This is a genomic window from Lysobacter sp. 22409 (assembly GCF_052045105.1).
In the GTDB taxonomy this organism is placed as follows: domain Bacteria; phylum Pseudomonadota; class Gammaproteobacteria; order Xanthomonadales; family Xanthomonadaceae; genus Lysobacter; species Lysobacter antibioticus_B.
Genome location: NZ_JBQEOE010000053.1, coordinates 17,260 through 28,345 on the forward strand (window position 1 = coordinate 17,260; position 11,086 = coordinate 28,345).

General features: G+C 67.7%; 9 protein-coding genes. 5 read left to right on the top strand and 4 right to left on the bottom strand.

All coding sequences use genetic code 11. From position 1 onward, the window contains the following. Position 1 precedes the first annotated feature (1 nt). Positions 2 to 2,968: a collagenase gene (locus ACTJJK_RS20675; protein ID WP_440731138.1), complete on the bottom strand. Its 2,967-nt coding sequence runs from the start codon at positions 2,966 to 2,968 to the stop codon at positions 2 to 4. A 623-nt stretch (positions 2,969 to 3,591) separates the two neighbouring features. On the opposite strand from ACTJJK_RS20675, the gene ACTJJK_RS20680 reads away from it, so the two are divergent. After that, positions 3,592 to 4,320, top strand: a complete 729-nt coding sequence (locus ACTJJK_RS20680) for a GntR family transcriptional regulator (protein ID WP_081930702.1) — start codon at positions 3,592 to 3,594, stop codon at positions 4,318 to 4,320. Between the two features lie 41 nt (positions 4,321 to 4,361). Here ACTJJK_RS20680 and ACTJJK_RS20685 read toward each other — a convergent pair whose 3' ends face one another. Both ACTJJK_RS20685 and arfB read right to left on the bottom strand, forming a co-directional pair. After that, positions 4,362 to 4,973: a 1-acyl-sn-glycerol-3-phosphate acyltransferase gene (locus ACTJJK_RS20685; RefSeq protein ID WP_031371361.1), complete on the bottom strand. Its 612-nt coding sequence runs from the start codon at positions 4,971 to 4,973 to the stop codon at positions 4,362 to 4,364. A 10-nt stretch (positions 4,974 to 4,983) separates the two neighbouring features. Continuing rightward, positions 4,984 to 5,397 (bottom strand): alternative ribosome rescue aminoacyl-tRNA hydrolase ArfB, encoded by a 414-nt coding sequence (gene arfB / locus ACTJJK_RS20690; RefSeq protein ID WP_031371362.1) that lies wholly within the window; start codon positions 5,395 to 5,397, stop codon positions 4,984 to 4,986. A 248-nt stretch (positions 5,398 to 5,645) separates the two neighbouring features. Here arfB and ACTJJK_RS20695 point away from each other — a divergent pair, with 248 nt between their 5' ends. After that, entirely contained in the window at positions 5,646 to 6,242 is a 597-nt protein-coding gene (locus ACTJJK_RS20695) for a hypothetical protein (RefSeq protein WP_440731139.1), read from the top strand. Between the two features lie 105 nt (positions 6,243 to 6,347). Beyond that, the gene (locus ACTJJK_RS20700) at positions 6,348 to 6,926 is read left to right on the top strand and encodes a DUF2059 domain-containing protein (RefSeq protein WP_031371364.1); all 579 of its coding nucleotides are present in this window, start codon (positions 6,348 to 6,350) and stop codon (positions 6,924 to 6,926) included. 87 nt (positions 6,927 to 7,013) lie between these two features. On the opposite strand, the gene ACTJJK_RS20705 is transcribed toward ACTJJK_RS20700, so the two are convergent. Then, positions 7,014 to 7,775, bottom strand: coding sequence for a pseudouridine synthase (locus ACTJJK_RS20705; RefSeq protein WP_081930703.1), 762 nt, complete (start codon positions 7,773 to 7,775; stop codon positions 7,014 to 7,016). 173 nt (positions 7,776 to 7,948) lie between these two features. Here ACTJJK_RS20705 and ACTJJK_RS20710 point away from each other — a divergent pair, with 173 nt between their 5' ends. Further along, complete coding sequence (locus ACTJJK_RS20710) at positions 7,949 to 10,744, top strand: M16 family metallopeptidase (protein ID WP_440731140.1); 2,796 nt, start codon at positions 7,949 to 7,951, stop codon at positions 10,742 to 10,744. 94 nt (positions 10,745 to 10,838) lie between these two features. Next, positions 10,839 to 11,006, top strand: coding sequence for a hypothetical protein (locus tag ACTJJK_RS20715; RefSeq protein WP_440731141.1), 168 nt, complete (start codon positions 10,839 to 10,841; stop codon positions 11,004 to 11,006). Positions 11,007 to 11,086: the final 80 nt, after the last annotated feature.

The following is an 11,086-nucleotide window of genomic DNA, read 5'->3' on the forward strand; positions in this document are numbered from 1 at the left end:
CTCAGTACTGCACGCTCACGCGCACGCCGCTGAAGTCGGTCGTGCCGTACAGGCTCACAAAGACATAGCCGACCGGCGGGTTGTTGACGGTCAGCGTCTCGGTGTTGCCGCTCGCGGTCGAACGATAGTTGTGCGCCGAGCGCGTGGCCCAGCTGCCCAGCGTGTTGACGTAGAGATCGGCGTTGCCGGTGCCGCCGGAGGTGGTGATGCGTAACTGCGTGGTGCCCGCCGGCACGTTCAAGAACATGTAGACATACCCACCCGCCGACGCAGCCAGGTTGCTGCGCGAGCAGTTCTTGCCGAGTTCGCGGGTATCGGCGGCACTGCATTCCGGCAGACCGCCGCCGCTGCTCACCGTCACGCTCTTGGCGAGCGTCGTGCGTGCACCGCGGTTGTCGGTCACCGTCAGCTGCACCGCATAGGTCCCGGCCGCGGCATAGGTCTTGACCGGATTCGTCGCGGTCGAGCTGGTGCCGTCGCCGAAGTTCCACGAACGCGAAGCGATGCTGCCGTCGGCATCGGACGAGCCATCGGTGAAGCTCACCTTCAGGCCTTCGATACGGGTGGTGAACGCCGCCACCGGCGGAGTGTTCGAGGTGCCGCCGGTAACCGTCACCGACTTGCTCGTGGTCGCCGTCGCACCGCGGTTGTCGGTGACCGTGAGCCGCACGGTGTAGGTGCCCGCGGTGGCGTAGGTCTTGCTCGGGTTGGTGGCGGTCGAGCTGGTGCCGTCGCCGAAACTCCACTGCCGCGAGGCGATGCTGCCGTCGGGATCGGACGAGCTGTCGCTGAAGTTCACCGTCAGACCGTTGGCGGCATGGCCGAAGCCCGCCACCGGCGGTTTATTGGGCGTGCCGCCGCAACCGGGCGCGTCCGGCGTGGCGACGCAGGGCAGCCAGGCACGGAAGGCGGCATCGTTGTTGCTGCCGATGCCGCCCATGAAGGTGGCGTAGCCGGTGTAGTTGCCGGGACGGAAGTAGCCCAGGATGCTATTCACTTCGCTGCGGCGCTGCTCGAACATGAAACGCACGGCCAGATAACCCCAGCGATAGACCAGGTTCTGGCCGCTGTTGTAGTCGTTCTGATAGACCCGGCTGAGCGCGTAAGTACCGCGCGCGGCCTCGCTTTGCGCCGCCGTATTGGCCAGGTTGCGGTACGAGAACGACATGTACTCGGCGAAGCCTTCGACCCACCACACGGTCTTCTGCTTCATCGCCGCGTTGAAGTCGCCGAACATGTTGAAGCGGCCGTCGAGGTAATGGATGTATTCGTGGGTCAGGTTCCAGATCTCGAAGGTCTGCGGCCGCATCCATTCGGCCTCGTAGGCGATGAAGCGCGCCTGGTTGCCGGTCGCGGCCGGGTTGCCTTCCAGGTACATGCCGCCGTTGTTGGTGTTGATGCCGTACAGCGCGCCGGCATAAATGCCGTAGTCGGTGCTGCTGTCGAACACCACCATTTCCAGCGCGGCGTTCTGGTCGTTCGCGACCGGCACGCCGCCGGTGGCCATGGTCTGGTGGAAATAAGTCTCTTCGCCGGCGACGATCGCGCAGGTGTCGGCCAATTGCGCGGCGGTCATCGCCTGCGCGCGCAGGCGCAGGGTCGGACTGCAGGTGTGGCGGACCGGCAACGCCGCCGCGTCGACCCGGGCCTTGAAATCGCACAGGCCGTAGTAGCCGCAGTTGGCCTTGTCGAAGTAATCGACCATCTCGCCGATGCCGACCCACAGGCGCGCGGTCGGGCCCGTCACCGAGGACCGGTCGAGCAGCGTCTTCGCCCGCGACTGGGCGATGCTCTTGACGTTGCCGGTGTATTGCAGGAAGCGGCCGATCTCGCGACCGGCGTTAGCCACCAGATAGTCGTCGGCCTGGCCCAGCATCGCGAAGTGGGTGTTGGCGAAGTTGTACAACGTGTCGACGATCGAGGGATCGGCCTGCACCGCGGTGCGGAACGCTTCGTCCTGGTGGCCGCGGAAGGTCACGTTGTAGGCGTTGTTGACCGCCACCTTCATCCAGTAATACGCGTTATAGCTGCTGTTGTAGCTGTCGAGCAGGCGCTTGACCACGTACAGATAGCGCGCGTTCTCGATCGAACTGTCGATCAGGGTGACGAACTCGGCCAGGGTTTCGCCGTGCACGTCGTTGACCAGGCCGAAATTCGCGTTGGCGGCGAAGGCGTCGAGCGCCGGGCGGATCGCATTCTTCAGCGGCGCGCCGTAGCTGCCGACGCTGGTGTCGTAGAACTGCACGTAGTAACCGGCGCGCAGGAACAGCACCAGTTGCAGGGTGCTGCCGGCGTTGGTGCCGTTGTAGTCGCGCGCGGACGTGGCCAGGGCGTTGGCGATGGTCACCATCTGCGCTTCGCGGAAGGTGCCGTAGGCGGTGGTGCCGCTCAGGCCGAACAATTGGTTGATGCAATCGGTGTCGGCGCTTTTGACCGCGGCGACCAGGGCGGCGCCGCTGAGGCTGGCGAACTGATTGGGGTCGCAAGCCGCCTCGGCCGCCTGCAGGCTGCGCGCGCTGAACTTGGCCAACGACGGCCGCTGCAGGATGTCGCGACGCGCGTCGGCGCCGTCGTAATCGGTGTCGGCGCGTTCGCGCAACAACGGCTGGTAGGGAATGCGCAGCGAGGGTTCGGCGGCGCGGTCTTGCTGGTGCGCATCGAAGATCTGCCGCTCCGTCGCTGGCGATTTACGCACCGCGGCGACGCGCGCGGCGGCCGTCTGCGCGGCCATCGCGCCATGGCCGACGGCGAAGCCGGAGGTTTGCAGCGGGGATCGAGCCGAGCCGGATTGAACCGAGTCGGATTGAACCGAGTCGGATTGGATCGAACTCGATTGCAGCGGGCCCGATTCGGCGGACGCGCCGCTCAACGCGTCCCAGGGCAAGGCATAGCTCAGAAAGCTGACGGCGGTAACGACGGCGCCAAGCATGAGGGCTTGGGTCGGCCCCGGTTTGGGTGCAAAAGACATCGCATTCTCCTTTGATTGGACGTCGGGCCCGATGCGGCGGCGACATGCGGCCTGGCGATCGGGTCCGTGGCTCCGGATTGCGGAAAGTCATCGACGGTCGAACGAGTGGATGAGGGCTGCTCTCCTTGCTCGGTGAGTTGCGGCTCGGTGGTCGGGACGCGCGCATCGCGCACGTTCGTGGGGGACGGGACGGCCAGTGGCTCCAGGACAGGCGCGGCAGACGTCGCGAATCGGTCGGCGCGCGTTGGCGCAGCCCCCATCCGCCGGGCAGCCGGGTTCGCGGTGCAGGCCTGGCCTGCCCCTCGATCGGTCCCGAGTCTGTTCACCGGCGGGCCCCCTGCCAGGCCGGTCACACGCCTGACATGTCGCCAGGCTATTTTGTATACCGTATACGTTATCTGCTAATTTGGACCGATTCCGTGACGTCAGTCTGTGGAGACGATCACCGTGCCAGGCAGACGCCCGTGCGCCGACGGACGGCGATCCGCGTCACCGCCCTGCCTTGAGGCGAAGACCGCCCATTCGACGCCGACGCCGGCCGTGCTTTTCGCGAGCCCGGATTCGAATCGGCCGCCTCGCCCGCGGGCAGGCCGCAGGCGCTGGCGGTTGGGTAGACTGAACGCATGAGCATCGTCCCCCGTTCGCTATCCGACCAAGCCTTCGAAGTGGTCCGCGAACGCATTTTGTCGACGCAGATTCCGCCGCTCGCACCGATCCGCCAGGAGCTGCTCGCCGAGGAACTCGGCATCAGCAAGATCCCGCTGCGCGAAGCGCTGGGCCGGCTGGAACAACAGGGCTTGTTGAGCTCGCATCCCAACCGCGGCTTCTTCGTGCCGGCGATGACCGCCAGCGAGGCCGAGGAAGTGTTCGCGCTGCGCCTGAAGATCGAGCCCGACGCCGCCGCGCATGCCTGTCTGGAAGCGAGCGAGGACGAACGCAAGGCCGCGGGGACGGCGCTGGCCGCGCTGGAAACAGCCTCGAAGGCCGACGTCCACAGCGCGGTGCGCTTCAACCGCACCTTCCACCTGTCGCTGGTGCGGCCGGGCGGCCGCCACGTCACCACCCAGTTGGTCGAACGCCTGCAGGTACTGGCCGAACGCTATGTGCGCAAGCACCTGGAGCCGGAAGGCCGCGAGGCCCGTGCGAGCAGCGAGCACCACGAGATCCTCGAGGCCTGGCTGGCGCGCGACTCCGCGCGCGTGGCCGACCTGCTGTGCGCCCACATCGTCTCGACCTTGAACGATCTGCGCCTGCAGCTCGAACAGATCGACAGCACCGGCGAGGCCGGCAAACCCGGTGGCAAACGCGCCGGGCGTCCACGCAAATTAACGCGCCGGCAAACGCCCGAATAAACGCGCAGAAACCGGCGCGCAGCCGGTCAGGTCAGATCGGGTCAGGTCGTGCCGTGGTGCTTGCCCTGCCAGGGTTTGTACCAGTCGCGGATGCGGCGCATGTCGGCATCCATGTCGTCGCCGAGCTGGAACGCCTCGCCGATGCCGATGATCTTGTCCGGGTAGTGGAAATACGCCGGCACCACCGGCACGTCGGCGGCCTTGGCGATCTTCCAGAACCCGGCTTTCCAGCGCTCGACGACTTTGCGCGTGCCCTCGGGCGCGAGACCGAACCAGAAATGTTCCTGGGCGCGGATCATCGCCGCGGCTTGCTCGATCACGCCGTGCGCGGCGCTGCGGTTGACCGGGATCACCCCGAGCGAACGCAACAGACCGCCGAGCAAAGGCACGCGGAACAGCGAGTCCTTGCCGAGGACCTTCACGTCCAGGCCCATCGCCGCCTTGGCCGCGAACCCCCAGACGCCGTCCCAGTTGGACGAATGCGGCGCGCCGATCAGCACCGCGCGCGGAATGTCGGGAAAGGCGCCGACCATGCGCCAGCCGCCGAGCCGCAGGATGGTGCGACCGACCCAGCGGGTGAAACGGTTGAAACGCACTTGCGGCACGTTCGGCGGCAAGGTCAGGACGATGTCGTCGCGGGCTGGCTGCTGCATGCGTGCTCCGTCAGTCCCAATTACTTTGCGAACGACCGCGCTTGGTCGTGCTGCGTTCGCGTTTGGCGCCGAGGCGGCGTTCCTTGGAAGCGCGGCTGGGCTTGGTGGCGATGCGCGGCTTGGGCGCGCGCAGGCCGCTGTCGACGAAGGCGGCCAGGCGCACGCGGGCGTCCTCGCGGTTGCGTTCCTGGGTGCGGAAACGCTGCGCGCTGATCACCAGCACGCCCTCGGTGGTCACGCGCCGGTCGCGCTTGCTCAGCAAACGTTCGCGCACGGCGTCGGGCAACGAGGGCGATTGCGCGATATCGAAGCGCAACTCCACCGCTGTCGCGACCTTGTTTACGTTTTGCCCGCCCGGACCGGTCGAACGCACGAAGCGCTCGACCAATTCCTGTTCGGGAATCGTGATCGACAGATCCACCATGCTCTCCTCCGCCGGCGATTGTAGACCGGAGCGCGGTCGCGTCCATTACGCGGCATTGACGGGGCCCGGGCGAACCGCGGCTGAAGCCGGGCTTGACCGCGGCCGGCGGCTGTGCCGGCCGTCGTTGACGCGGCCGCAGGCGAGGCGGACCATGCCGGGACCGGTCCAAGGAGGAAGTCCGTATGCGCCAGCGCCTGCCCCGTTCGCTCGCCGCAGCCCCGCTCACAGCGGTCCGGCTCGCAACAGTCATGGTCGCCGCACTGTTCGCCGCACTGTTCGCCGCGGCGCCGGCCGCGGCGCAGGACGCCTACCTCGACCCGGCCAATGTCGACGCCATCGCCTCGCCGCGCGCGCAGCGGCAAACCCTGCAATCGGCCCAGGCCATCGCCGAGGCGGTGGTCGGGCGGCCGGCGAATTCGACCGACCAGGAGATCCTGCGCAAGTACGCCGGCGTGCAGAGCGGCTTCATGCAGCAGTTGCAGAATGCCGCCAGCGCCGCCACGGCCAGCCAGTACGACGACGGTCGCCGGGACAACCGCTACGACGACAGTAACTACGGCCGCGACGCCTACGGCAACGTCTACGACCGCAACGGCTTCGAGCAGAGCAACGGCGGCTTCAGCGCCTCCGAGCTGCAGGCGCTGACCCAGCTGTCGCGCACCCCGGAGGGCCGCCGCGTGCTGGAGCAGATGGCGCAGCAGGGCTACGGCGCCGGCGGCGGCAACGGCTACGGCTCGGGCACACCGAAGCAGGTGTTGCGCGACGCCTTCCTGCAGGACCTGCTCAATGCGGCCTCCAACGCTGCCGCGCGTCCGGTCTATCGCCAGTACGAACGCCGCCCCTGATCGCCTCGGCGTTCGGGCGACCCCGGTAAACCCCACGACGGCGGCCGCGTTGACGGCCGGCGCGCGGCCACGGACGATGCCGTCCCCCTTCAAGGAAGAACACCCATGATCAAGCTGTCCCGCGGTCTTTCCATCGCCTTGCTGAGCGCCGCGCTGTGCGCGGCGCCGGCGTTCGCCGCCCGCCCGAGCGACGCCCAGATCGACCAGCTCATGCAGTCGATGAACTACGAGCGCATGAAGGGCGAAATGCTCAAGCAGATGCGCGAATCGGCCGAGATGATGGCCGTGGCCGAAGCCGGCGACCGGCTCGACGACAAGCAACGCGAAGCGCTCACGCGCAGCCTGACCCGACAGATGAGCATGGTCGAGCAGATGCTGGACTGGAAGGCCGTCGCGCCGATCTACCGCAAGGTCTACGGCGAAACCTTCGATGCCGCCGAAGTGCAGGCCATCATCGATTTCTACGGCAGCCCGGCCGGGCGCAGCATCATGGAGAAGATGCCGCAGGCGATGGGCCGGACCATGCAGGAAATGCAGCCGCTGATGAGGAGCATGTTCGAGCGCATGCAGCGCGAGCTGCGCGACGAGGTCAAGGACATCGTCGATGGCGACGGCAAGACCGCACCGGCACCGCCTGCACCGCCGGCGCCTCCCAGCGCGCCCCAGCCTGCGGCGGGCGGCTGAGCCGGCTTCGTCGCTAAGGCGCAGGAGCAGTCCCCCTGCCCCCTTTGCCAACGGAGGGAACTGCGCGCGGGTCGGGGCGCGTCGCCCTTAAACGGCGGGCGGCGCCTCGAACAAGGCCAGGGCCTTGGCGAACTCCGCGTCCGGCGGCGCCACCGCGACGATGCGTTCGCCGCTGAGCGGGTGCAGGAACGACAAGCGCTGCGCGTGCAGCAACATGCGATGGATGCCGAGCATGCGGAAGCTGCGGTTGTGGCGGCCGTCGCCGTGGCTGGTATCGCCGATCAGGTGATGCGACAGGTGTTTGAGGTGGCGACGGATCTGGCGGAAGCGCCCGGTCTGCGGCTGCGCCAGCAGCAGCGCATAGCGGGAGGTCTCGAAACCCGCCGACGGCAAGGCCAGCTCGGTACGACCGAGGCAACGAAAACGGGTCTGCGCCGGTTTCTTGACCGGCTTGCCGGGCCCGCCGTCGAGGTCGTGATCGACCTCGAACGCATCCTCGGCCGGCCAACCTCGGCAAACTGCCAGGTAGTCCTTCTCGACTTCGCGCGACATCAGCACCTTGCCCAGGGCCGAGGCCGCTTCGCGATCGAAGGCCAGCAACAGGCAGCCGCTGGTGGCGCGGTCGAGGCGGTGGACCAGGAAGATCGGCCGGCCGAACTGCGCGCGCAGGCGGTCGGCGGCGAAGTCGGTCTCGCCGCGCGCGAGCGCGCTGTCGTGAACCATCAGCCCCGCCGGCTTGTCGATGATTGCGATCGTCTCGTCGGCGTACAACACCGGCAAGCCGGCGGCGGCCACGTCCGCGCGCGGGCCGGCGTCTGAATCTGGGGTCGAACTGAACGTCGGGTTCATGAGGCCGTACACAGGCGCTAGGGTAATCAACCGCTATCTTCGTTTATTACGCCGAACGCTCACAGTGCGCCCATAAGACATTCAACGCTCACAGAGCGCCCATCGGGCATTCAACGCCCGCAGCGTCACCGAACATCAAGCGCTCCTGCGCCATCGAACATTTCAGGATTCTCATGCCTCACTACCGCATCCGTCTCGCCCCGCTCGCCGTCTCGCTCGGCCTCGCCCTCGGCCTGGCCCTGTCGCCGGCCCAGGCCGAATCGCCGAAGCCGCCGGCCGGGGTCAGCGCCGGCCCCTGCGTCGAGGGCATTTGCGAGTACCGCTTGAGCAACGGCCTGCGCGTGCTGCTGTTTCCCGATGCCAGCCAGCCCACGGTGACGGTCAACCTGATCTACGGCGTCGGCTCGCTGCAGGAGAACTACGGCGAGACCGGCATGGCCCACCTGCTCGAACACCTGTTGTTCAAGGGCACGCCGCGCCATCGCGATATTCCCGCCGAGATGAAGAAGCGCGGCATCGGCTTCAACGCCGAGACCTCGCTCGACCGCACCAACTACTTCGCTTCGTTCCCGGCCAACGACGCCACCCTGGACTGGCTGCTCGGCCTGGAAGCCGACCGCATGCTGCATTCCGACATCGCCCGCAAAGACCTCGACAGCGAAATGACCGTGGTCCGCAACGAGATGGAGAGCGGCGAGAACAGCCCGGTCGCGGCGCTGATGCAGCGCGTGCGTTCGACCGCCTACCTGTGGCACCACTACGGCAACAGCACCATCGGCGCGCGCAGCGACGTCGAAAACGTGCCGATCGAGCGTCTGCAGGCTTATTACCGCGCCTGGTACCGGCCCGATAACGCCACCCTGGTACTGGCCGGCCGGCTCGACCCCGCCGCCACCTTGAACGCGGTCGCGCGTCATTTCGGCCCGCTCGCCAAGCCGTCCGAGCCGATGCGCAAGTTCTACACCCTCGACCCGGCCCAGGACGGCGAGCGCGACGTCACCGTGCGCCGGGTCGGCGACATCCGCCTGTTGATGGCCGCCTACCACGTGCCCGCCGGCACGCATGCCGATGCCGCCGCGCTCGGCGTGCTCGACGAGGTGCTCGGCCACGTGCCGGGTGGCCGCCTGCACAAGGCCCTGGTCGAAAGCGGCCTGGCCGCGAGCGTCGGCGGCAGCAGCGAGCAACGCCAGGACCCCGGCCTGATGAGCGCGCTCGCCGCGGTACCGAAGGACGGCGATGCGGTCAAGGCCGAACAGGTGCTGATCGCCCAGCTCGAGCAGATCGAACGCCAGCCGGTCACCGCCGCCGAAGTCGAGGCCGCCAAGCAGCGCCTGCGCAACGGTTTCGAGCTGGCCTACACCAATGTTTCCGGCGTCGCGATGGGCCTGTCGGACGCGGTCGTCGCCGGCGACTGGCGCTTGTACTTCCACTACCGCGACGCGCTCGAAAAAGTCAGCGCCGACGACGTCAACCGCGTCGCCCGCCGCTACCTGACCGCGAGCAACCGCACCTTCGGTCGCTTCGTCCCGACCGACGCGCCGCAGCGGGTCGAGATCCCCACCGCACCGAGCGCCGCCACGGTACTGCAAGGCTATACCGGCAAGACCGCGATCGAGGCCGGCGAACATTTCGACCCGACCCCGGCCAACATCCAGGCCCGCACCGAGACCGTCACGATCGACACCGGCGTCGGCGGCGGACTCAAGCTCGCCCTGCTGCCGAAAAAGACCCGCGGCGCTACCGTCACCGTCTCGGCCTCGTTCAACTTCGCCGACCTCGCCGCACTGAAAGGCCGCGAAGTCGCCGGCAGCATCGCCGGCGCCCTGCTGATGCGCGGCAGCGAAGGCTTGAGCCGCCAACAGATCGACGAGCGCTTCGAAGCGCTCAAGACCACCGTCGGCATCAGCGGCAGCATGCAGTCGGCGCGGATCAGCCTGACCACGCGCCGCGAGCACCTCGGCGAAGCGCTCGCACTGGCGGCCAAGGTGCTGCGCACGCCGACCTATCCGGACAAGGAATTCGAGCAGTACCGCCTGCAGGCGATCACCGGCATGGAGGCCTCGCGCCAGGAGCCCGGCAGCATCGCCGGCATCGCCATGGCCCTGCATTTCGACCCCTGGCCGGCCGGGCATCCGCTGCACGCGATGAACCTGGACGAGTCGCTGGCGGCGATCAAGGCGCTCAAGGTCGACGACGTCCGCGCCTATCACCGCGACCTGTACGGTAGCGCCGAAGGCCAGATCAGCGTGGTCGGCGATTTCGACCCGGTCGCGCTGAAGCAACAACTGCGCAGCCTGTTCGCCGACTGGCGCCCCAAGCACGCGTTCGCGCCGATCGACACCCGCTACACCGCGGTCGCCGCCGAGCAGCGCCGCTTCGACACCCCGGACAAGCCCAACGGCGTGTTGCTGGCGCGCGCCAACCTGTCGCTGAAGGACACCGATGCCGACTTCCCGGCCCTGGTCGCGGCCAACTACATCCTTGGCGGCGGCACCATCAAATCGCGCCTGGGCGACCGCATCCGCCAGCAAGAGGGCCTGAGCTACGGCGTCGGCAGCGACCTCGACGCCGACAGCAGCCGCAGCGGCGTCGACGACGCCGGCAACTGGTCGATCGAAGCGATCGCAGCGCCGCAGAACCTGGACAAGGTCGAACGCGCGATGCGCGAGGAACTCGCACGCCTGATCAAGGACGGCGTCGGCGCCGACGAACTGCGCGACGCGGTGTCCGGCCTGCTGACCCAGCGCGAACAAGCCCGCGCCTCCGATCCGGCGATCGCCGCCGGCCTGGCCAGCAACCTGTTCTATGGCCGCACCATGCAGTTCTCGGCCGACCTCGACGCGAAGTTCAAGGCCTTGACCGTCGAATCGGTCAACGCGGCGATCCGCAAGCACCTCAAGCCCGAGCAGCTGAGCGTCTATACCGCCGGCGATTTTTCCGCTGCGAAGAAGGCGCCGGCGGACAAGTAAGGCGAGATCAACGGCAAGAGCAAGAGCAAATCCCCTCGCGCCTGCTGCGCAGGCACGCCCCCCTCAACAAAGGGGGCGAACGGTGGGCGCTGCTGTGATCGGTAACCCCGCCTTGGACCGCGAGCGGGGCTGGATCGGCAACGGCAAGCGAGACTCCGCGGAGCCCCAGTGTTGGCCGTTGCTCGGCGTGAAGATTCTGCTGTTGCTGTGGCTGTGGCTGTGGCTGTGGCTGTGGCTGTGGCTGTGCGCAGCTTCGCATTAGCGAAGGCAAACGAAGACCCGGAGGGCGGCCCGCAGGGATGCGGGCCGTTTTTCATCGGGACAGGGATGTCCCGTATGAAA

Coding starts and splice junctions, on each gene's coding strand:
- ACTJJK_RS20675 (WP_440731138.1), bottom strand. CDS start 2,968: ATGTCTTTTGCACCCAAACCGGGGCCGACCCAAGCCCTCATGCTTGGC.
- ACTJJK_RS20680 (WP_081930702.1), top strand. CDS start 3,592: ATGAGCATCGTCCCCCGTTCGCTATCCGACCAAGCCTTCGAAGTGGTC.
- ACTJJK_RS20685 (WP_031371361.1), bottom strand. CDS start 4,973: ATGCAGCAGCCAGCCCGCGACGACATCGTCCTGACCTTGCCGCCGAAC.
- arfB (WP_031371362.1), bottom strand. CDS start 5,397: ATGGTGGATCTGTCGATCACGATTCCCGAACAGGAATTGGTCGAGCGC.
- ACTJJK_RS20695 (WP_440731139.1), top strand. CDS start 5,646: ATGGTCGCCGCACTGTTCGCCGCACTGTTCGCCGCGGCGCCGGCCGCG.
- ACTJJK_RS20700 (WP_031371364.1), top strand. CDS start 6,348: ATGATCAAGCTGTCCCGCGGTCTTTCCATCGCCTTGCTGAGCGCCGCG.
- ACTJJK_RS20705 (WP_081930703.1), bottom strand. CDS start 7,775: ATGAACCCGACGTTCAGTTCGACCCCAGATTCAGACGCCGGCCCGCGC.
- ACTJJK_RS20710 (WP_440731140.1), top strand. CDS start 7,949: ATGCCTCACTACCGCATCCGTCTCGCCCCGCTCGCCGTCTCGCTCGGC.